Here is a 23825-nt window from a genome sequence, read left to right as displayed (position 1 = left end):
AGGAAGCGAAGGAGAACAAGGGAAGGAGAACAAGGAGGACAATTGTAGAGACGCGATTAATCGCGTCTCTAATAAATGTCCCATGCCCATTTTCAAGTTATATATCACCTTTATTTAACGTAACTTGAGGCTATGGAAAATTTCTTGAAAAGCAGGTTCGTTAGGACAAAGTTCGTAAGCCCAAATTCCTAACTGCTTAATTATTTCCCAAGATAAATCTTTCTTTTGAATACCTTTAACTATGGTCATAATAAATAACTCTGCAACATAATGGCGAGTTGATTCATGTTGTGATTTTTGGGCTTTGCGAATTGCTTCTTCAAAGCGATCGCGCTTCATGAGTTCCTGAATTTCCTTCAGTTCTTGACTAAAGTGATAGATTTTTTTGATATTATCTTGTTCGGGACAAAGTTCGTAAGCCCATTGACCTAAATTGGAAATTTCTGGAATACTTAATTCTCCATTTTGAAAGCCTTTAAGTAATATATCAATACAAATTTCTGCCACAATATAACGGATGCGTGGTTGCTGAGATTTTTTAGCCAATTTAACTGCTTGATCGAATTGATTAGTTTTCAACAAGTTCTCAATTACTTCTATTTCTTGCTGAAATTCAATCATGGCGATTAAATCCAGTACTATCGGATTTTTCGGGTCGATTTTTTTGATTTCTTGCAATTCTTTTGTAGCCTCATTTAAAGAAATTTTTCTTTGATAAATTTGCTCGCGAATTTTCTCGGCTTTGTATTCGGATAAATAACTTCTAGCAGGTTGACTACCTAAAATTTCATACCAAAATTGAGCAAATTCTAAATGTTCTTCAATTGCTGAGATGGTTTGACGTTGCAATCCAGCTAGTCTATCTATTTCTTGTTGCCAATCTAGATGATTGATAATTGCTGATTTTGCTGTTGTTAAAGGAGTAATTGCTTGACGCCATTGTTTATGACTCAGATAATGGCAACCTTCATGATAAGCGATAAATTTTTGAGAAAATTGTTCAATATCATCAATATTATTAGTAGTTTGATGTAAGGTTTTAAGTTTAATTGCTCTTTGACTATCTGCTGATAAACAAGCAGCTATTGCTAATCCCCAAGGTGTATACAGAGAACGGAGAAGTTGATTTTTTATATCTATACGTTCAATTACTTTATCTCGCCAATGAGAAATATAATGCTGATAACAACCTGGTGTGATAAATAGATTATTTACTGTCATTCCTCTTTGCGCAGGTTCGCCCATGAATTTTAAGGCTACTGATTCTAAACGATATTTATCGCGTAAATTTAAATAGGTGGGAATATCTCTATCTTTATAGCTATCAATTGCTGCTTCTAATCGCCGTTTTAATTCTAAGGATATTAATTGAAAATCAATAGATTGATTTCCTAGCCAAGGTATATCTTGCAGCAGAGGATCTGCCGTTAAATTTGCTAAGGCTGTAGATAAGATAACTATCAAATGTGAGAGATGGAGAAAATCGTAATGCTCGCTGTAATAAATAGCTACTAATAAATTATGTAAATTGGTAATATTAGGTTGAGAAATCCAATTTTTTTCAATTTGTTTAACGATTTTCTGGCGCTCGGAATTTTGCCAAAGTTCCACATCTATTCTGGGTATAATGTGTTCTTTGAGATTGGTTTCTACTAAAGGATCGAAACCAAATGTATGGCTAAATTCTGCACTCGCAGCTTTCGCTAGTTCCAAATTTCCCAGATTCACAAATTCCTCAATATTCTTTAGATAAAGCAGGCGTTGACGCTGCGCTAAAGTATTGAGAATTTCTCTTTGGGCGCTAATTTCATTAAAAGATATTCCTTGCCATTCTCGATAAGCTTGTTGTAAATTCTTTTGTTTAGCATAGACAAATCCCCGCAGATAAGCCGCTTGTTCTCCTGGTAAATTGAATAGATGAGATAAAGCAATCGCCCAATTTTCGGTTTTAATCGCAATGATTCCTAACCTGATTTGACATTCTGTAGGATTGGGTAGAAGGGTTTTCGCAGCTTCATACAAAGATGTCGCAGCTGGTAAATCATTGACTTTCTCTGCTGCTAACCCTTGACGATACTTTTCTTTACCTTTGATTGTTTGTTGTAATTCTTGTAATAATTTCCATCCATCCTGACGGGGAAAATTACTCAAAGCAGTTTCTAAAACAGCGATCGCTCCTTTTAATTTTCCTTGATTGTGGGCTTGTTGCGCCCTTTGCAATGCCGAAGTATAAATTTTTTCCTGCTCTACTTGGGATTTAGCCGCCGCGATCGCCTCTTGTAAAGCTGCTGTAGAATATAATTCTTCAGCTTTTTGATAAACTGCGATCGCATTTTGAAAATATTTATTCTCCGCGTGTGACTGTGCTTTAGTTACCAACGTCTGAAAATGCTGTCTGCGTTGTATTTCCTGCTGACATCGGTTGATGAGCTTTAATACCCGCTCATCATGGATAATTTGGCTACAGCTTTGATAAATAGCGATCGCTTTCACAAGAATTTGAGTTTCCAGAGGATCGCCACGATCTTCTTTCAGCAACATATCCCCTTGCAAAGCTAGTTTATCTGCTTCGCGGATTTGTTGATTCCACTGTTGTAATTGCTGACTTAAATTGTCTAATAAATTACTCATTAACCACTGACGCAGCAACCGTTCGCCAAAACCAGGTTTTTTTGACCATACAGCTAGAGATTTTTGAATAATACTAACTGCTTCTCGTAATTGCTTGTTTTGCGCTAATTTTTCGGCTCTTTTCTGAATTTGTTGAGATTGCTCTACGTATTTCCAACCATCAACTATCCCCACACCCAGCAAAATCTTACTGAAGGTGTTGAAATTATCAAGGATGCTCATATGTCATTTGTCATTTGTCATTTGTCATTTGTCATTGGTTAGAGACGCGATAACTCTTGTCTGTACAGTTGTCATTGGTCATTGGTAAAGGTTTCAGGTTGATTTACGTTTGGTAATATAATTTGGTTTAATTACTGACTTACTAATTGCATTTCAACTCATTAACTCTTGACCATTGACTATTGACTATTGACTCTTAACTACCATCTTTACTCCTGACACTTGGGTATATTTAATTCCTCACCGATATTTATGTGATTCTCGCGATTTTGCAGGTGGGGGTTAGCTGTCACCATGATTTCCCAAGGTGTTCCTCTACCGCAAAATTTTTCGGCGATCGCACTCAGATGATCTCCAGATTGTACGGTATAGGTAATTGTGTTCATGACTACCGGAGGCTGATTAAAGGGTGGGTTGAGACTGACGCGACTGTTGACAATTGGGTGGGGAGAAGGAACTGTTAAGGCGTGTAATTGGGTTGTTGGGAAGATATACCGACTTCCAAATCCCAAACACATACCTAAAAGCAATGTCAACAACGCAATTGCTAAAGGTAAAGCGTGAAATTTGGCTGCGGAAACTGTGGTTTTAACAGCAGGTAATTCTTGGAGGATGCGAATTACAGATAAGTCAGTATCGCAGTTGGGACAAGTATAACTGGTAACTTCTTGATAACCGCACACAGGACAGTTAAGGATAGTCTTCATTTTGTCAATCCTGTGACAATAGTTCTACCAGCAGATTCCTCATTTAACCAACGCTGTACATCTGGTTGTAGTTCACTCCACAAACGTTCCGCTTCTGGTTTTTCTTCCCGTTCCATCGCATCTAGCATTCGCAACAGCTTGTCATACATCCCATTGGCTTGGGTGGGTGAAACTGAATTGGCTTGGCGGATACTTGCGAGACTAGCTTGAATGATTTTGACGCGATCGGGGAGATTGCTGAGTTCCCTTTCCGCATTTTCACTGTGATACTCCATCCCAGATACATCATTAGCATCCATTGCGGCTTGTAAATCTTGACTCAGCCTTTTTAAGCGTTCTTGTTGGGGTTCGGAAATTAAAAAGCTACAAAGTTGGACGATGCGATCGCATTCATTGATCAAGTAATCAGCCGCTAGGCGTTGCTTAGACATGGATACTTGAAATTTTTGCAGATTGTACGCCGCGCGATCGCGAATATCGCTGCGTTCTTCTCCTGTGTGGTGATCAATAATTTGGTTGCTTAATTGCACCACTGGTAAAGCTAATTTGAGCGCTTCTTGAACGCCAATATCGGTTAAATCTTGATCGTTGAGTTCTGCGATCGTCGATTCCAATTCCTGATATATTTTTTCATCCGATCCACCGCGCGAGAAAGTACAACTGACTCTTTCTGAAGGGTCATTTTTTAACGTAGCAGTCATCTTTAACACGCCATTTTTTTCATCCAACGCCAAATTGACGATAATTTCTGTCCCCTCTGGATAATAGTGATTTAACCCTAACCACATATCGCCAATACTTTCAAAATATTCATTTTCATCGGGACTGAAAAACTTAAAGTGAATTAACCTCTGTCCGTCAGCCGTAGTTTTAAAAGTATGTGATGTGGCGACTGGGAGAATATCACCTCGACTAATTACTTTATATTGTCCATCTAGTAACTGAATATAATAATCGCGAGAAACTGTAGTTACTTTATCTGTTTGTCCAGCCGCAACAATTGCTGCACCTTCAGCTACAGCGTACATTGGCCGGGGATGTATCAATACTTTATTATTACCAAAAGCTTCTTTAACTTTGCGTTGAACTAAGGGAATTTGTGAAGAACCCCCCACCATCAAAACTACATCTACCATTTCTATATGATGTTCGGCATATTCTAAAGCCTTGCGACAAATTTGCAGCGAACGGTCTACTAAATCAGTAATTAAACTCTCAAATTGTTCGCGGGTGATGGTAACTTCGATGGGAATTGCTATGCCTAATTCGTCTAATAATGCGGTAGCTGGGACAATTTGTGCTGCTGTCCCCGTGCTTAATTCTGCTTTGGCTCTTTCTACAGCTATTTTCAAATCAGCATTAAATCTGACTCGTTGATAGTGGGGCATTTTGGCAATTAAACCATCAATATCAGCGATTTTTTCTTGTTGGGAAACTTGCGCTTTTACAAAATTAATCATCCGCGAATCGATGTCATCTCCACCTAACCATAAATCCCCAGCTTTCCCCGATTCAATAAAGGAAGTTCCCGCCGCTTGAATTAAAGAAGCATCAAATGTCCCGCCACCAAAATCAAAGACTAATATTGTTTTAAAATCGTCGCCGTTGGGAGAAAAACCATAAGATATCGCTGCTGCTGTTGGTTCTGGGAGTAATTCTAAAGGTTTGAGTCCGGCTTTAAGAGCAGCTATGCGGGTAGCGTGGCGTTGTTGGTCGTTAAAATAAGCAGGGACAGTAATCACAGCTTGATCGATAACTTCGTCATTTTTACCGATAGCTTGACGATAATTTTGGGCATTTCGCACCACTTTTTTGAGAATTTCCGCCGAAATATCCTCTGGCTGATATTCTTTACCCCCTAGCCATACCGCAATCCCGTTATCTGTTCCTTGCGTTGGGGGAGTAATTTTGTAAGCAAATTCTCTCTGTTGTTTCTGCACAGAGGGATCGGCAAAACCCCTACCGATGAGACGTTTAATCGAAATAATCACATTTTCCGGATCAGCACGTAGCTGGTTATATGCTTGCTCACCTACTAATAATTTACCTTGCTCGTCAGCCACGAGCGATCGCGTTAGTTTTCTATCTGGGGGTGTATTATCATCTGCTGTCACCACTTCCACTTCTGCTAATTTAAAAGCGGCGACAGAATTAGTCGTTCCCAGATCAATTCCTATAGCCTTACCCATTGCTAATTGCCACCCTTATGACTTATATCAATTACCCTGTAAATACATTTGATTAACTGCTGTATCAAATAAAAATTGCCCAGCAGAAGCTAATAGCTTATTTCGACTATTACAGATGAAATTGGTAAAATCCCACAGAGTAAGTACGTAAAACAGTTAAATTTTTACTTAAGTATTTAGGTAATTTTTGGCAGAAAAAAAATCGGTGTCTACAAAATCGCAGCCACCGAATTTTTGTTTTTTATGTAAAAAAATACTGGTCAATATTTTTTCTAAGAAATATTGTTTGTAGTCATGATTTTAATCATCACTACAAACTTACACTTCCTCTTGTTGGATGGGGATACAAATATATTTCTCAATATTTGCTGATGTTCAACAGCCAAGAACATCAATTTATCTCACAATCATCATTGCAATTAAATCCTGCCTTTGAAGATTTAGCCTCAGCATTATTTCGTAATTTAGCTTTTGTTTTTGTTTCCCACCGAACCAGATGAATAAAAAATTGTACAGACGCGATGAATCGAAATTGTAGAGACGCGATTCATCGCGTCTAGTATGAGAGACACGATGAACCCTTGTCTCTACTTCCCAATATCCTCATTCCAAAGTTCGGGATTAGTTTCGATAAACTCACTCATCATTTGTTCGCATTCATCCGATCCCAGGTCAACGACTTCGACGCCGTGAGATATCATAAACTCTTTAGCACCAGGAAAAGTTCTCGATTCTCCAGCGATGACTTTTTTGATGCCAAATTGCACGACTGCACCAGCGCATAAGTAGCATGGCATTAAGGTGGAATAGAGTGTTGTACCTCTGTAATTACCTATTCTGCCAGCGTTGCGCAGACAGTCAATTTCGGCGTGGGTAACGGGATCGCTATCTTGTACCCGCTTGTTGTGTCCTCTACCAACAATTTTGCCATCTTTGACCAGTACTGAACCAATGGGAATTCCGCCTTCTTGTCTACCTTGTCTTGCTTCTTGAATCGCAGCTTGCATAAATTCATCCATGATTAATCCTCCAGCTATGTCTAAACAACTTGTCTTAATGGATCACGATGGCGGTGTAGATGATTATCTAGCAACTATGCTATTGCTGACTATGGATCATGTGGAATTACTCGGTATTGTGGTGACACCTGCTGATTGCTATGTGCAACCTGCTGTGAGTGCTACAAGGAAAATTTTAGACTTGATGGGATTTTCACATATCCCGGTTGCAGAAAGCACGGTGCGGGGAATTAATGCTTTTCCTTATCTTTATCGTCGTGATTCTTATGTTGTCGATCATCTACCAATTCTCAATCAAAATGACAATATTCAGACAGCTTTGGTAGAAGAAACAGGCCAAGATTTTATGGTGAAGGTTTTGCGTGAAGCTACGGAAGCAGTTACGCTAATGGTAACCGGGCCGTTGACGAATGTAGCTGTAGCGTTAGATAAAGCGCCAGATATTGAGGCGAAAATTAGCAAAATTGTCTGGATGGGGGGTGCGTTAAATGTTCCGGGAAATATTGAGAAAAATTGGGAACCAGGACAAGATGGTACTGCGGAATGGAATGCTTATTGGGATGCTGTTTCTGCTGCGCGAGTTTGGAAAAGTCAAATTGAAATTATTATGTGTCCTTTGGATTTAACTAATAATGTACCGATGACATCAGAGATGGTGCGCAAAATGGGAAGACAACGCCAATTTCCTATTTCTGATTTGGTGGGACAATGTTATGCCTTAGTTATTCCTCAAGATTATTATTGTTGGGATGTGTTAGCAACGGCTTATTTAGGACATCCAGAATTTTATCAATTACGTGAGTGGGAAACGGAAATTATTAGTAATGGTGTTAGTCAAGGACGGACGAAAGTTGTTGCCGGTGGGAGGAAGATTTATGCAATGGATAAGGTGGATAAGGAGGCTTTTTATAGTTATATTTCGCAGCAATGGGCGAGATGAATTTTTGAAGTTATACCATTTCGCTATGATGATGTAATTAATATTTAATGAACCGCCAAGACGCCAAGGACGCCAAGAGAAAAGAAGAATTAGTAGGGTGTGTTGTCGCGCAGCGCAACGCACCAAAGTTGAGTATACCAGCGTGTCAAGGTTAAAATAGTGCATTAATAAACCGCAGAGGCGCAGAGAACACAGAGAGAGAAGAAGAAATTTATTGCAATATTTAAGGCTAGACAGTCCAATATTGGCTTGAAACCCTTACCAATGACAAATGACAAATGACAAATGACAAATGACAGCCCTAGCCAGTTATGTTTAATTGCACCGCCTACTTATATTGATAATCGAGAATGGCTGAGTTCGCTTTCAAAGCGGCTGTAAACAATTTCGATGGGATACCAAGTAGAAAACCAATATAAATCTTGGATGACTTTGGAAGAATTATTATTATCTATTTCAAAATGGACTAAGGCTAAATTATTTAAACCTATAACTTCTCGTCCATCTTGAAACCAGGGTAGTTTCCAAAAGGTTAAATACTGGAATAGTTCCCATTTTAGGTTTCTCGCATGTTGTTCGGCGGTCATTAGCCAGGAAATATTATGACCAAACTCAGCAGTTTTGGTGATTTTACGGTGAACCCATTCCATTAAACCATGCCATTCGGGGGGACGATGTGAGAGAGATTTGCGGTAGGATTTTTTGCTAGAAATTTCTAGCATATATGGGGGATTATTCCAGCCTATCCATTGACGATTTTTTTCTGGTAACAGCCATTGTTTGAGTCTGGTATGAATGATTTCTGTAATTTTTTCTTCGTTTTTAAAGGCGCTGGCTGTTAGTTGCACTAATACAGATTTTTTCTCGGAACCTAAAGATTTTCGGGTATAAGTTAACCGGACAACAGAACTGTAATGAATGTCTCCAGATAAGACTATTACTTGGCGGCGTTGTTCAAATAATGTGGTGAGAAATTTTGCTAATGCTTCGTAATTAATGTTCCATGCATCGCCGACATCGACACCATAAACTTTATCTCTTTTTAAATGCCAGTGATGAATCCAATCTATTACTTCTAACCCAAATAAGTTGGTCGGTGCAATCACAAATGTAGCTTGCAGTTGCGATCGCCCTTTTGGTTTATGATTTACTTGTTCTAAAGGCTGGGATAGTTGCTGGCTAAAGGCTGGCGGTGATAGCAGCATTGGCGGCGCGATGGGTTTTTGGTCGGCAGGGTAACCGCGCCAAGTGCGTGTATCTAAAACTATGACTTCATGGCAAAAACTACGGATTGTATAATGCCAGGTCAAGGCTTCTGGGGCACGGTCGAGAACTAAGACTGCATCATATTGCACAAATTCCGGCAAGTTTGTACTGGGATTGATGGGCGGCATTCCTAAATAACGGGCGATCGCATTTTCCACCGCACCATTCATTCCCCCAGATGCAGACCAATCCGCCGCCGCTTGTAATAATCTCTCCCCTGGTTGACCGGCTGCAAATTGCTTGGGTGTGTTTCCCCAAGCTTGAAACACTGCATAGGCTAATAAAGCATTTTGCACTGTTCTCCGTCCCAAGGGCTGTCCTAAAACCCGCAGACACCAAGCTTGGTTGAGGTTCCAGTCGTCGCTGACATCATGGTCATCGAAAATACTATACATGGGAACGTTCGCCAGCGCCCGCCGCACTTTCCACAGGGTATGGGTAAATTGCTGCATGTCCCGCACTTCTTTATCCCAACGGCGGCTGACTCGATGTCCATGCATTACCTCGTGTCCTTGGGGTATGCTACTCGGCCAGCAGGCGGGCGACCATGACAATATATAAGATGCGTAATATTCACCTAAACTCAGCAGGTGACTGCTAACTTTGGCGGTTTTATTATGCAAGCCGGCGGTGAAACCAGCTTGGTGTGTGGCGATATCTGCACGATATCCGGGAAGTAATTGCTTGGGGGTGTAATAACTCGGATCGGCGGCTGTGTACTGGGTGACGGGTAACCTTTCCTCCCAACCTAACAGCGCATCCCCTAACTGACTAGACACCCACAACAGGGGATCGGCGACATCATCACCATAAATTTGGTCGCCTGTCAGGAAAAGCTGATGGGGTCGTTTGTTTGGCTGGTTAGCGGCGGACTCAATTAAGCAATCGAGAATCGGTAACGCATCAAAACCATCACCGTGAGGTTTGCGACAGGAACCATGCACGATGCGTAAATCTTGTAAATCGGTGGGGGGGAGGGCAAAGGTGGGTTTTTGATGGTCGAAATAGCTGATATTAACGGCGGGAAAGCGGCGAGAACATAAAGCTGTGGCTAATGTTTGCTGCTGGGTGGAAGATTCAATAAATTGTAAGTCGTAGGCATAGATGCGATCGCTACTTAATAAATGACTACCCGCAGATTCCGCCGTGACAGCGACAATATGCAGGAATTTTCCCAGGGCAAAAGTCCGGCGTCTTCCCTCAAAGAGCAGATTTGTAATTAACTCACCGCGATTTGCTGTGTCATAAACCTGGAGTACCACCTCACAAGGACGTTTCAGCGCTATCCAGACTGTAACGGCGTCTGATTCTGTATGCTGCAAGATAGGCCCCGCCAGAATTAGCGGCAATTCTTGTAAAAATTTTTCTCCAAATGGGTTGTTCATTGCCAACTATGCCAGCCTTGTGAAAACCGGAGTACGACAGTAGGTATTTCTCACTGCAAAGTCTTGACGATCAACCGCTTGTATGATACAAATGTACTAATAAGCGGTGCGATTTTGCAGCAGAATTTAATCCTATCAACCGAAAAATAACATTTCTACGCCCACAGGAGAGCAAATTTAATGAGACTATCAAAAATGGACTTGAGTAGCCTAATTGCGATCGCTCATTCTGACGGACATTTACAATTATTGCTCGATCGCGGCGAGGAAATAGAACTTTTAGAGATTCCCGCACCAGTTCAAGCTTTTGAGGGGTTGGTAGAACTCAACGAGATTGTTGCCGAACCTGTGGTGTTTCCGGAATATGAAGAACCAATTGCGCTGTTACCTGTGAGTTCTTCAATGGCGGCTAGCATTGCTTACGATAGTCACGAGCAAACTTTGCAAGTTGAGTTTAAGAATGGGGCAGTTTATGAGTATTTTGGGGTAGATGAGGAGACTTGGGAGGATTTTTACTCGGCTGATTCTATTGGTAGCTTTTATAACGACTATATTAAAGGGCAATTTGACTGCGAACGGATAGATTGAGATTTTCAATATAGGAATTGTCGGTGATGTGATGTAAGTTATGGGGGCATGGCAGTGCCATGCCCCTACGTGGGGTGGTAGGATTTGAGACGAAGATGGATGTGGAGATCAATTATGCGATCGCATTTGGTCAAAATTTCGCCCAGATAGATTTTGCGTGGGGGCGAAGAGGGCATGGCAGTGCCATGCCCCTACGTGGGGTGGTAGGATTTGTGACGAAGATAGATGTGGAGATTAATTATGCGATCGCATTTGCCAAACATCGCCCTTCAGATAAATTTTGCGTAGGGGTTTAGCACTGCTAAACCCTCATCCGCCTACGGGTAAGGTTATATGACCGAAATAACATAATTCGCCGGGAAAAATCACCAACTGTTGAACCTCTGAAGGTGGAATTTGCACTTCAAAGCATGAAGCTTGCGCCTTTTATCCTCAACATTGCAGCTTTTATCTTGGAAGTTGCACCTTTTATCTCGAACGTTGCAGCTTTTATCTTGGAAGTTGCACCTTTTAGCCTCAACGTTGCAGCTTTTATCTTGGAAGTTGCACCTTTTAGCCTCAACGTTGCGGCTTTGATGCGGAAAATTGCGGTTTTTATCTTCAACGTTGCGGCTTTTTGCTGGAAAGGTGAGAAAATTAGCAAGAGCGCTCGCACTTTGATGGCGACTGATGAGTGAATTAGCAACAGTGATGGTGATGAGAAGGAAATTAAAACAGGCGATCGCACAATTCGCGGCTTGTTTTGCTTGGATAATACCAAAAAATCAATGATTCGCCCTGTAGGGGCACGGCACCGATAAGATATCTGTCTCACCGAAAGTCTTTGGATGCCGTGCCCCTACAATTTGGGTATGTTTTTAATTGGATATTTCTTGGCTGGCAATTACAATTATCTAACCGGACTCTATATTATCCCCATTCGCCACAACTGACTCAAACAAAATCCGCATTTCTTAATTACGAATTACTCTTTTGTGACTTGCAAGCGCAAAAAATGCACCCGCCCTAATGCATCGCCAGCAACAATTTTCGCCCCATCAGATGCAACAGCACAGCAATATATTGCACTTTCCCCTGTGAAAGTGGCGATTTCTTCCCCAGTCTGCCAATTCCAGACTTTGAGGGTGTTGTCAACAAAACCAGAAATCACGTATTTGCCATCAGGAGTCAGGGCGACTGCATTTACCGAGTCACTATGACCTTCTATAGTACGCAGTAGTTCACCAATTTGCCAATTCCAGACTTTGAGGGTGGTGTCATGGGAAGCAGAAATCGCGTATTTGCCATCAGGAGTCAGGGCAAGCGCATATATCGAGCTACTATGACCTTTTATGCTACGTAGTAGTTCACCAGTTTGCCAATTCCAGACTTTGAGGGTGGTGTCATGGGAAGCAGAAATCGCGTATTTGCCATCAGGAGTCAGGGCGACTGCATTTACCCAGTAAGTATGACCTTCTATGGTACGCAGTAGTTTACTAGTTTGCCAATTCCAGACTTTGAGGGTGTTGTCTAAGGAACCAGAGATCACGTACTTGCCATCAGGAGTCAGGGTGACTGCTCTTACCGAGTAACTATGACCTTCTATGGTACGTAGTAGTTTACCAGTTTGCCAATTCCAGACTTTGAGAGTCTTGTCATCGGAGCCAGAAATCGCGTACTTGCCATTAGCAGTCAGGGCGACTGCTCTTACCCAGTCACTATGACCAACTAGAGTCCGCAGTAGTTCACCAGTTTGCCAATTCCAGACTTTGAGGGTGGTGTCACGGGAAGCAGAAATCGCGTACTTGCCATTAGCAGTTAGGGCGACTCCTCTTACCGAGCTACTATGACCAACTAGAGTCCGCAGTAGTTCACCAGTTTGCCAATTCCAGACTTTGAGGGTGGTGTCACGGGAAGCAGAAATCGCGTACTTGCCATTAGCAGTCAGGGCAACTGCTCTTACCCAGTCACTATGACCAACTAGAGTCTGCAGTAGTTCACCAGTTTGCCAATTCCAGACTTTGAGGGTGGTGTCATGGGAAGCAGAAATTATGTATTTGCCCTCTGGAGTCAGGGCGACTGCTCTTACCGAGCTAATATGACCAACTAGAGTCCGCAGTAGTTCACCAGTTTGCCAATTCCAGACTTTGAGGGTGTTATCCAAGGAGCCAGAGATCGCGTAATTGCCATCAGCACTCAGGGCGACTGCACTTACCGAGCCACTATGACCAACTAGAGTCCGCAGTAGTTCACCAGTTTGCCAATTCCAGACTTTGAGGGTGTTGTCCAAGGAACCAGAAATTGCGTACTTGCCATCAGCACTCAGGGCGACTGCACTTACCGAGCCACTATGACCAACTAGAGTCCGCAGTAGTTCACCAGTTTGCCAATTCCAGACTTTGAGGGTGGTGTCATCGGAACCAGAAATTGCATACTTGCCATCAGCACTCAGGGCGACTGCATTTACTGAGCGACTATGACCAACTAGAGTCCGCAGTAGTTCACCAGTTTGCCAATTCCAGACTTTGAGGGTGGTGTCACGGGAAGTAGAAATCACGTACTTGCCATCAGCACTCAGGGCGACTGCATTTACCGAGTCACTATGACCAACTAGAGTCCGCAGTAGTTCACCAGTTTGCCAATTCCAGACTTTGAGAGTCTTGTCATCGGAACCAGAAATCGCATACTTGCCATCAGTACTCAGGGCAACTGTATTTACCGAGTTACTATGACCTACTAAAGTACGTACTAAGGAAGCGCCGGGGGAAGTTAAACTGGCTGTTTGCGGAAGCAAGCCAGGAGTTTTGCATTGCTGCGCCTGGTTTAACAATCTTTGAATTTCTTCTCTTTCAAAACTCAGCAACCGCCCTAATAATTGCCCCGCCAATTGCTGTTTATCCTCATTTAAAATATGTGCCGCCAGCCTCAACGCACCTTGAATTAACTGTAAATTCTCATCTTGGGGCAAAAAATCATAATCTGCTAGCAAAGCATTGATATTGATGTTCTCCAACTTCCCCTGCAACCAGCGAAAATCACACAGCAGTTGTTGTAATTCCCCATCCCTTCCCCCCGCCAGCAAATGATAGGCTAAATTCTGCAAAATATAACCGTCATTTGCTAAACTATGCCAGCCTTCGGGGTATTTTTCGCTGTAAGCATTTAACAGCCGATTGTGTAAAACTCCTATCCCCTGACTTTCCTTTGCTAAAGTCGTGTACTGCTTCCTCACATAATCAAACTGCAAGTCATGCAACCGCAAATTTCCCGCTTCATCCCGCAAAGCCAGAGATTTACTCACCAATTCATCAATGACATCTTGGCTATCAAACTCATCTAACCCCAAGGGTTGCCAAAAAATCTGCAAAACTGCTTCGGGTATGGGTGTATCTTCGGGAAATACCGCAAAATCTAAATATCGCTGTTGGCAATTCTCATCCAAAGCCGCCACACTAACAGCAATAGCTTTGAGTAAATCTGGATAAGGATAATCGGGAAACTGTTGTTTGATTTTCTCTAAATCAGCACTGCGGAGTTTTTCTAAAATATTCTGCCAGCGATTTGCAGGTTTCCCCCGCATCATCGCGCCAACCATCGCTAATGCTAAGGGCAAATATCCACATTCCCGCGCAACCTGCAAAGTAACATCATTTTGCGGGCTGGGTTGCAATATCTCCGGTTGATTTGCCCAATTCGCCAACAGTTCTAACGCCTGTTGTTTACCTAAAATTGCCAGCTGATATTCTTCCCCGCCCAACCCCGTGACTATCGCCCCATCACGGGTAGTAATTAACATCTGACAGCGTTCCCCCAACACATCAAACGCCGTCGCATCATCCAAACGCCAGATATCATCCAAAATCAGCAAGCAAGCTTTCTCGGCAAACAACTCCCGCAACCGCGCTTTCGCCAATCCCACCTCGGTAAAAGCCGCTTGCTTCTCACCCAACGCTTGAGCAAGATAGGATTGCCAAGTTAAAATTTGAGGCGTTTGTCCAAATGTTACCCACAACACTCCATCAGGAAACGCCTTTCTCACTTCTTCATCCCGCGCTAAGGCTGTAGCTAAGACTGTTTTCCCAATTCCGCCCATTCCTTGCACACCAACACGGCGACTTTTCCCTGTAATACCCACAGGTTGCTTTGTTGAAGATAATACTTTCTGTTTTAAGGGTGTAAGTTCTTCTTCACGGGGTAAAAAGTGCGGTGGTAATTCTGGGACGTTGGTAAGATTACCTAAAGCTTGGCGATCAGGGTCAAAATTCGTCTGAGAAAGAGCTTGCTCGATTGTATCTAATTCCTGCTCCAAGCGTTTGAGTTCTGTTTCCTCATCTTGGATTTGTTGTTCTAACTGAAACTTAACAGCAACCCCAGCCTCAATTGCGAAAGCCAGCCGCAACTGCGTTAACTTCTTATTTCTCCGATCCCAGTCGGCTTGAAGGGTATCTCGCTGTTGTTCCAATCGCTGTCGTTTCGTCATTGCCGGGGTTGGGATGTGCTGTTTTTAAGTATACATGATGGGCATTGGGCATTGGGCATTGGGCATTGGGCATGGGGAAGAGGATACTTTGGCTTTCTCCTCTGCGCCTCTGCGTGAGAAAAAACAAATTGCAGAGAACGCATTTGGTGAATGGTAGGTTTTACCCCTGAATACAGATACAAACAGTTCTCTCGCATACCCGATATACCGCCCGCAGGCTAGAAGCCTGGGGCTAACGTTACAAAGCCAGCCTTCGCAGGCTGGAATTTTCGTTAGCCTGCGAAGGCAGGCTTTGTTCAATTAGCCGCACCCTTCTAGGGTGACGGCGGGATTGCGGGATGAGTGAGAATTAAAGAGTTTTTACTCTGGTTTACCAAGCAATTCCCTAAAAGCCGGCTCATCTGCAATATCATCAAAATCAATATCTGTCGCTGCTTCTTCCTGATATCGCGGATTCAAGTTAATCGCTTGCTGGAGATTTTCTACAGCTAATTCCACTTGTTTTTGCAGTGCGTAACAGGCGGCTTTATTGTAAAAAGCAACTGCATAATCGGGTTTGAGTGCTAATGCTTTGTCAAAAGATGCGATCGCTTCGTCATCTCTTCCCAACCTTACCAAACTATAGCCGCGTTTATCCCAAGCTTTGGGTGATGGTTTAATTTCAATGGCTTTGTCAAAAGATGCGATCGCTTCGTCGTATTCTTCTAACTCAATCAAGGCTAAACCGCGATTCATCCAGGCTACAGCGTCATCGGGTTTAACTTTCGTCGCTTGATTAAATGATACAAAAGCTTGTTGATGTTTGCGTAAATACCCCAAAGCCACACCGCGATCGCACCATGCTTGATGATCGTTGGGATTAATTTTCAATGCTTTATCATAGGATGCGATCGCGTCTTGGTAGCGTTTCAACCTAGCGAGAGTTAAACCTTGTTTAAACCAAGCTGTGGCGTTATCTGGCTGGGTTTCCACTGCTTGATTGTAAAGTGCGATCGCTTCTAAATACCGTTTTTCGCCAAACAGCACATCTCCCCTTGTCAAATATTCATCGTCGGCAACGCTAACCTCTACATCTTCTGTGATAGACGAGGTTTCTGGCTTAGGAGATTGTAACGGTTCTAATTTTTTCGCCTCAATTTCAATTACCGATGGCTGTTTAATTTCCGTCAGTTCTTCTAAAATAGAATCCTTGCGTTGTTGTGCATCAAATTGCAATTCCGAAAGCTGGGAGACAAATTCCGTTTCTAATCTTTCCAGCTTTTCTAAAATCAGAATTTTCTGCTGTTGTGCATTTACCTGTAATTCCGAAAATTGCGAAGTAAATTCCGAACCAGATTTTTCTAAAGTCTCAATAATTAAATCTTTTTGTTTTTGCACATCTTCCAGTAACTCAGCCAAGTTACTAGTAAATTCTGCTTGTAATTTTTGTAAATCAGCAAAAAGAGCAGATTTTTGCTGTTGACTATTAGCTTGTAATTCTGTGATTTGCGTTCTCAAGCCACTTTCTAACTCAGCAATATTCACCAAACTTGCATCTTTTCGCTGTCCAACTTCTGCTTGTAACTCAGATATTTTATTTACTGCTTCTATTTTCAAAGCACTTTCTAATTCAGCAATATTCACCAAACTTGCATCTTTCTGCTGTCCAACCTCTGCTTGCGACTCAGATATTTTATTCGCCGCTTCTGCTGCTAAACTCGTAATTTTCTCAACCACTATATCTTTTTCTTGCTGCGTATCAGCCTGTAAACCCGCTAAATTTCCTGTAAATTCCGCCTGAGATGTATTTAAACTTGCTAACGTGCTATCTTTTTGCTGTTCTACTTTTAATAGTATTTCTGATAATTGCTGCGATAAATCAGATTCTATTTTGCTTAAATTTTCAATAGTAAAATTACTTTGACTTTGGGCATTTGCCAGTAATTGCCCTAATTGACTTGCAAATTCCGTATCTATATTTTCTAATTTCCCTTGAATAACTTTAACTTCCGTATCTAACTGATTTAAAATACTTGCTTGCTTCGCCGTAAAATCAGAATTAATCGCCGATAAATTTTCTTGCTCGCTTTTAATCTTCGCTTGCAAACTCTCAACCTCTGTCCCCAAATCTTGAGTAATCTTTTGCACCGCTTGAATTGCATTTTCAGCTTCTTGCTTCACTGCATTTAGCTGAGTTTGCAAACTTTCTACACCTTCTATCTGTGACATTGCCTTATTCACAACTTCGCGGATAATTAATCCACGCAATAGCCACAGTAAAACTATTGTGGCGACAGGAAATAAGCTTAATAATACTATCCAGATATTCAAGGGCATGGTAGTCTGATTAAAATTACGCTGAACATCAGATTGGGTTGCATCTTGAATCCGCCGTTGCGCCAGCAATCCAGCCAATTCTTCCCGTTCCTGATTAGATAATACCGGAGCAGGAGCCACACCAGACGATACAGCAGGTACAGTTTGCCCATTGATTTTACCAGGAGACAGCAGCAAAGGCGAAAACACGAGAACGCTCTGTAAAACTAAAGCGTAGACGGCTGGATGTTTGCTTTTCATATCCCTATCCATTGTTAGTTTTGCAAGCGGCGTACCTTCTCCAATCTATAACATCTATATTGAACGCAAAGGTGCGCTAAGGTTAACGCATAGGCGCTTCGCCTTCCCGCAGGGTAGGTACGCAGAGTTTTTTTCAGTTCCTTATGTTCTAAAAGCATTAAGTGCATTTTTCTCTCTCAATTATACTGCTCTCTTCCTTGGCGTCCTTGGCGTCTTGGCGGTTCATAATTCCTAAATCTTCCATAAATCTCCACAAATAAACACTCTACGCTAAATTGAAATGTGTAGAGTTGCTAATTAATGAATTTTTTTGGATTTCGCTGATGGAAACACAATTTTCTTGGACTAAACAATGGTATCCCATTAGCCCATTAAGTTATCTCGATAGTAATAGTCCCAATCCCGTCACCCTACTTGGTAAAAAACTCGTAATTTGGCAAGATAATCATCAGCAATGGATCGTCATGGATGATTATTGTCCTCACAAACTAGCACAACTATCTTTAGGAAGAATTAACGAAGATGGCAACTTAATGTGTAGACATCATGGATGGACTTTTAACAATGAAGGTCAATGCACTAATGTACCCATGTTAACAGGTAATGCCAAAGAAATTGCTTGTAATAGTTTAAGGTCTCACGTTAAAACTTATCCTACACAAGTGCTGCAAGGTTTATTATGGATTTGGCCTGATGATAGCGCCACAGCCTTTGAAGATTGTCAATTAAAAAATCCTGCCACCATCCCAGAATGCGATCCAGATAAATCATTTATGGATTGGCATATGACAGAAGTTCCTGTAGGTTACACTGTCTCAGTTGAAAGTACTTTTGACCCTTCACACGCACAATATTTACATGAAGGAAGCGGTTATTATTCTCCCGAAACAGCAGTACCCATAAAAGAGTTTTCATTAGTAGGTGAAATGTCTGCCGATGCAGGTTTTCATCTCAAACATTCTGGCTACAATCTTCTCAATCAAGATATGGAAGCTACTAGGAATTTCACACCTCCTTGTGCCAATACCACAATTTACCGTTACGCTAATGGTAAAAATCATATATTTCAATTATATTTTGTACCTACCAAACCCGGACAATGTAGGCATATTGTTAAGTTTATTATTGGAGGTAATACAGTTAAGAAAAAATCTTGGTTATCTTTACTGCCAAACTATTTGCAAATAGGATTACAGCATTTATTAAGCTATAAGGTAAGCGATCAAGATTTAACAGTCATGCATTCCCAAGAAATGATTGAAACTTCTCTAAATAAAAAATGGCAGAAAGCATATTTTATGCCTTCTCCGGCTGATTTGGGTATTGTCACTTTTAGAAAATGGCTCGATGAATTTGCTGGCGGTGCGCCTAGTTGGCAAGATAATCTAGAAACCACTGTCAAAAATATCGATAATGAACAACTTTATGACAGATGGCATAGACATACAAAATTTTGTCCTAATTGTCGCCGTTCTGTGATTTTACTCGACAAAGTCCAAGCAATTTTACAACGAGTTTCAGGATTATTAGCGCTGTTAACATTAGCGTTAATCATCATCAGTATACCCGCCAAGTTTGCCCTATTCACCACAATTTTATCAATCATCAGTTTGCTTGGTTCATACTTCATTGATAACTTAAAACAACAATTTTTTACCAGCATTCCTCAAGGCGGTTTACCTATCATTAAGGTTTACGCCGATCGCCCTAGTAAATCTCTCTCATAAGAGAATATGATAGTATCTTAAATCTCTGTAACAAGCCCAAGACATTACCAACCATTAAAGGCTAAATTATAAACACAATTAGCCGATACAATGGAGCTATAATGACTTATCAAAGACCTGTTTTTATCCCTCCCCAGACTCAACAAGCAAAAATGCTCAATTGGATTGCGATCGCGGGAATAGTTGCATTGTTTGGTACTGCAATTCATGCTTGGTTTGCATTACCAGAGACTATACCCATCCATTTCGGAGTTGATGGTAAAGCTAACGGCTGGGGGAGTAAAAACTTTCTCTGGCTGTTCCCCTTATTAAGTTTATTAATCTATGGGATGCTAACAGTTATCAGTCGCTATCCCCAGACATTTAATTATGCAGTGCAAATTACACAAGAAAATGCACTGCGTCAATATCACATTGCCTGCTCAATGTTAAATTGGTTGAAAACTGAAATGATTTGGTTATTTGCTTATATTGAATGGCAAATATTTTACTTAGCTAATACAGAAACACCTCATTTAGGCATCTGGTTTTTACCTGTATCTTTAATTATTATTTTCGGAACGATCGCATATTGGTTTTTTCAATCTTTTGTAGGGCGTTAATTAAGTATAGGTGTCATTTGTCATTTGTCATTTGTCATTGAATTTCCTTCTAATTGCGTCTTCTACACTTTGATTTGAAAGAGTTATTTCTCTCTTCCCTTTCATATATAGGCGTAGGTTGGGTTGAGGAACGTAGACGCGGAGCGGCTTCCCGCAGGGTAACCCAACATTTTCGGCGCTTTGTAGGGTTTCACTTCGTACCCCTTCGGGGAAGCAAGCTACAACCCAACCTACATTTATCCTTAACGGAACCGTATTGATTTACGAGCGGCTTCTGTCTCTTCTGTAGATTCGCTGCTGGTGTTTTTACTCTCCATTTGTTCTCTTAAAATTGCAATTTGTGTCACCATAATTGCTTCTATCCCATTAGTTGACATGTTACCCATCCAATTAATCATTGATGAAAGAAACAATTCTTTGAGATAGGCGAAAGAAAAGCCATCTGTCATAGATGCTATCTGAGTTACGGCTTGTGGTGATAGACGCATCTCTGGTTTTAAGCGATCGCTCCACATGGTAATATAAGCTTGTCTTACCGAGTTATCTGGTAAATCGAAGTGATACTTGCGATCGAAACGACTAGGGCGATCGCGAATTGCTGGATCTAGCCTTTCTGGGTGATTGGTACTAGCAATGGTGACAATTCCCTCGTTAGCCGCAAAACCATCAAGTTCATTGAGAAAGAAAGAACGATTTTCGTCGGTTAACAGCGAATCTAAATCCTCTAAGACTAAAATACAGGGTGCAGACTGTCTCGCTTGTTTAAATACTTTGCGAATATTTTCGCTATCAGTATCATACTCAGATTTAAAACTCTTAACATACAGACAAGGCTTTTGCATGAGATTAATTAAAGCTTTGACTGTATGAGTTTTCCCGTTTCCCGGCGCACCAATAAATAAAATTCCTCGTTTCCAAGGAATATCATAAGCTGCATAGGTTGCTTGGGAAGCAAAAAAGTTACTCAAGTCATCTTGAATATCTTGTTTAAGATTCCCATGCAAAATTAAATTATCAAAAGTAGCTGTTTTAATCGATTGAAATAGTTCGGGGTTTTTATTCCAATAGCCATCTTCAAAAACTAAAACCTCTTCACGAATTTCTGAATTCCAATCACAAACAGCCGTAAAAAATTTTTCTGCTAATTCTTGATTATGAGCCAAAATCCAGTAATATCTAGTTTTACAATAGCCTTCTTGCCAACTCATTAATAATACATCAAATTGCTGTCCTTGCCATTTCACCATAAATTCAGCATTTTCTGTATATTTATATAGCTGATTTTCCATGCCATCCCAACTAGTTAAAATTTGGTTATGAATGGAAGCATGATGTTGAATTTGGCAGAGATTAGCCTGGGCGTATTTTTCTAAATTGAATGTACTATCGTTACCTTCTAAGAGAAATTTCCGGGGATAAATCGCGGCTAATTCTTGACTAATATGATATGCGATCGCATTAATCGGCAAACTCAATGATTCTGTAATCAATTGTTGAATATTCATGCTGATTTATTACTTTTTAATTAAATTTATTAACTAATACACAATATTCCGCATTAATTCCGGAATCGCAGGTATTTACCAAAAAAATGTTGACTCTTGTAGAGACGCGATTAATCGCGTCTCTACAATCGCGTCTCCAACAATCGCGTCTCTAACAATCGCGTCTCTAACAAATGACTATTGACTAAGAAGAAAAATTTTCACGCTTACTTATACAAATTTTTGTGTAAACTCATAAATTAAATCAACTCTACCCTTGCGTAACATCGCCGGATCTAATCTTTCTGTAGTATTACAAGTCATCAATACTACTAAACGCTGCTTCATTTGCATCCCAGATTCATCAATGATGCTTTGGTACAAAGTGCCATCTAATAAACTCAGAATATGTTCGGTTTTATTATTATATTGGGCGACTTCGTAAGCACGATTTTGGGCTAGGTTATCTGCTTCATTAATAATGATGCAAATTTGTTCTAAATAACTAGGCGGAACAAAATTTGTAATGGCATCATGATCCAAAATAAAAATTACATAGCCTAAAGGTACTAAAATTTCTTGGGCTACAGCCTGAGTCCATGCGGTTTTACCCGTACCCGGTTCGCCATGTACGACAACTGCTAACTGATTTTGATTGAGAATTGATTGCTGAACTGCGTCTGTAAAACTTTGAATATCTGCGGGAAAAGTACGAATCGGAAATTGGCTGTGAACCCTACCTACACGACTTTGATAACCGCTTAACATGACTGCTAAATTGTAAGTCGCTTTGTTAATTAGCGGTGCCATATTTCTAGATAACAAAGTATATTGTTTGCGTCCGCGATCGTAGGGATCTATTTGCAACCAAATATCATGTTTAGCCCAATAAGCATAAACAGTATTAATCACATCTATTCGTTCCCAACTGATAAATTTATCGACGGGAAAATAAAAGTCTCGTTCTGAATAATATTGTGTAATAATATCGGGACGTTCTAATAATGCTAAAACTCGCAATACGGTAATTTCTTGTAATCGATTGAGTACATAATCAATGGGAATGCTATTGCGGCTGACAAATTGGTTAATTGGTGTTTCTGTACTTAAAACTTCTTTATAGCGATTATCTGGCGTTAAAGGATCTGGTGTAATAAAACTCCAATATTTTTGCAATTCACCGCGCGTATAGTCGGAAGCAACATTTAAGATATTTGCCCACCAGCTATAATCTCTTCTACCTAAAGCATCGGCGTAATAACTCGCTAAATTAATAGTTTTTTGCGTTAACTCCTGGGTATCGTGAAAGAGAACTTGCCAAAAAAACCCCCAATCAAAGTCGCGCTGTAATGGACGCCAACCGCTACTCAGAAGGTTTTGACGGTTGTTATTTGCAGAATTACCTTCGTTATTTCTAAAATCATCAAAAACCATATCTTTTTCACTGTAGCGGTAGGTGAGCTATCTTTAGCTGACGTAAAAGTTTAGCACAGGGTTTTCTATTATATTCTAATTGCGATCGCTCGGCTAATGTGGCTCTAATTAGCACTGCTTAATACTGTCATTTAATTTTTTGTCCTTTTTTCTGGCGAAATTCAAACGACTAATACGCAATGATGAGTTACCTGCGTTAGACTACATATAAGTTAAGGCTGAGATTGAGTTTAACAAAAATATAATAGGACAGCTTCTTGCTTTAGTATCGCGTTGGATCTGACTGAGGGGCAGATTAAAAAAAATGTGCAGATTTTTATGAGTAGTTATTACATGTAATATATTGTATTACAATCAGATATAGATGTCAAATATGTAAATGAGTCTGTAGTGTAAAAAATATAAGGTATATAACAATACAAGTAATTAATAATTACGATTTATATACTTTTTTGTATATTCAAAGATTTGATGATATAAATCCAAAAACATTCTTTAATTTTGCATATAATTGAGGGGTAAATATTATAGTTTGAAGCTTAATTTTTCGAGATTCTCATATTAAAGTAATCAGGAAACTTCTCAAGCGAGAAACAGTTTTGCGTGCGTAAATTAT

15 protein-coding genes are annotated in these 23825 nt (G+C 40.7%); 6 read left to right on the top strand and 9 right to left on the bottom strand.

Features of this window, described 5'->3' with window-relative positions; translation table 11 throughout:
• Window positions 1–114: 114 nt before the first annotated feature.
• The 4 genes from H6G08_RS08200 to H6G08_RS08185 all read right to left on the bottom strand — a co-directional run bounded on the left by H6G08_RS08200 (window position 115) and on the right by H6G08_RS08185 (window position 6768).
• Entirely contained in the window at window positions 115–2853 is a 2739-nt protein-coding gene (locus H6G08_RS08200; RefSeq protein ID WP_190540361.1) for a peptidase M, neutral zinc metallopeptidase site, read from the bottom strand.
• 209 nt (window positions 2854–3062) lie between these two features.
• The gene (locus tag H6G08_RS08195) at window positions 3063–3560 is read right to left on the bottom strand and encodes a LysM peptidoglycan-binding domain-containing protein (protein ID WP_190540360.1); all 498 of its coding nucleotides are present in this window, start codon (window positions 3558–3560) and stop codon (window positions 3063–3065) included.
• On the bottom strand, window positions 3557–5749 hold the full coding sequence (locus H6G08_RS08190) for an Hsp70 family protein (protein ID WP_190540358.1): 2193 nt from the start codon (window positions 5747–5749) through the stop codon (window positions 3557–3559). Before H6G08_RS08190 ends, H6G08_RS08195 begins: the two co-directional genes overlap by 4 nt.
• 587 nt (window positions 5750–6336) lie before the next feature.
• Window positions 6337–6768, bottom strand: a complete 432-nt coding sequence (locus tag H6G08_RS08185; RefSeq protein ID WP_190540356.1) for a nucleoside deaminase — start codon at window positions 6766–6768, stop codon at window positions 6337–6339.
• Between the two features lie 16 nt (window positions 6769–6784).
• Here H6G08_RS08185 and H6G08_RS08180 point away from each other — a divergent pair, with 16 nt between their 5' ends.
• Window positions 6785–7708, top strand: a complete 924-nt coding sequence (locus H6G08_RS08180; protein WP_190540354.1) for a nucleoside hydrolase — start codon at window positions 6785–6787, stop codon at window positions 7706–7708.
• 332 nt (window positions 7709–8040) lie between these two features.
• On the opposite strand, the gene H6G08_RS08175 is transcribed toward H6G08_RS08180, so the two are convergent.
• Entirely contained in the window at window positions 8041–10359 is a 2319-nt protein-coding gene (locus H6G08_RS08175) for an alkaline phosphatase D family protein (protein WP_190540353.1), read from the bottom strand.
• A gap of 180 nt (window positions 10360–10539) precedes the next feature.
• On the opposite strand from H6G08_RS08175, the gene H6G08_RS08170 reads away from it, so the two are divergent.
• The 3 genes from H6G08_RS08170 (at window position 10540) to H6G08_RS08160 (ending at window position 11624) form a co-directional block, all read left to right on the top strand.
• Window positions 10540–10947, top strand: a complete 408-nt coding sequence (locus tag H6G08_RS08170; RefSeq protein ID WP_190540351.1) for a KTSC domain-containing protein — start codon at window positions 10540–10542, stop codon at window positions 10945–10947.
• Window positions 10948–11006: 59 nt separating this feature from the next.
• Entirely contained in the window at window positions 11007–11243 is a 237-nt protein-coding gene (locus H6G08_RS08165; protein ID WP_190540349.1) for a hypothetical protein, read from the top strand.
• A 114-nt stretch (window positions 11244–11357) separates the two neighbouring features.
• Window positions 11358–11624, top strand: coding sequence for a hypothetical protein (locus H6G08_RS08160; RefSeq protein ID WP_190540347.1), 267 nt, complete (start codon window positions 11358–11360; stop codon window positions 11622–11624).
• A 287-nt stretch (window positions 11625–11911) separates the two neighbouring features.
• Here H6G08_RS08160 and H6G08_RS08155 read toward each other — a convergent pair whose 3' ends face one another.
• On the bottom strand, window positions 11912–15406 hold the full coding sequence (locus tag H6G08_RS08155; RefSeq protein WP_190540345.1) for an NB-ARC domain-containing protein: 3495 nt from the start codon (window positions 15404–15406) through the stop codon (window positions 11912–11914).
• A gap of 360 nt (window positions 15407–15766) precedes the next feature.
• Complete coding sequence (locus tag H6G08_RS08150) at window positions 15767–17962, bottom strand: tetratricopeptide repeat protein (protein ID WP_190540343.1); 2196 nt, start codon at window positions 17960–17962, stop codon at window positions 15767–15769.
• A gap of 323 nt (window positions 17963–18285) precedes the next feature.
• On the opposite strand from H6G08_RS08150, the gene H6G08_RS08145 reads away from it, so the two are divergent.
• Window positions 18286–19689 (top strand): aromatic ring-hydroxylating dioxygenase subunit alpha, encoded by a 1404-nt coding sequence (locus tag H6G08_RS08145; protein WP_190540341.1) that lies wholly within the window; start codon window positions 18286–18288, stop codon window positions 19687–19689.
• A gap of 101 nt (window positions 19690–19790) precedes the next feature.
• Window positions 19791–20291 (top strand): DUF1648 domain-containing protein, encoded by a 501-nt coding sequence (locus tag H6G08_RS08140; protein ID WP_190540339.1) that lies wholly within the window; start codon window positions 19791–19793, stop codon window positions 20289–20291.
• A gap of 242 nt (window positions 20292–20533) precedes the next feature.
• Here H6G08_RS08140 and H6G08_RS08135 read toward each other — a convergent pair whose 3' ends face one another.
• Both H6G08_RS08135 and H6G08_RS08130 read right to left on the bottom strand, forming a co-directional pair.
• Window positions 20534–21796, bottom strand: coding sequence for an AAA family ATPase (locus H6G08_RS08135; RefSeq protein ID WP_190540337.1), 1263 nt, complete (start codon window positions 21794–21796; stop codon window positions 20534–20536).
• 210 nt (window positions 21797–22006) lie between these two features.
• A complete protein-coding gene (locus tag H6G08_RS08130) occupies window positions 22007–23209 on the bottom strand; it encodes an AAA family ATPase (protein WP_190540335.1) in 1203 nt (400 codons plus the stop codon).
• Window positions 23210–23825 lie beyond the last annotated feature (616 nt).

It is taken from the genome of Calothrix anomala FACHB-343 (assembly GCF_014696435.1).
In the GTDB taxonomy this organism is placed as follows: Bacteria; Cyanobacteriota; Cyanobacteriia; order Cyanobacteriales; family Nostocaceae; genus Aulosira; species Aulosira anomala_A.
This window is presented reverse-complemented; position numbering and strand designations above follow the sequence as displayed.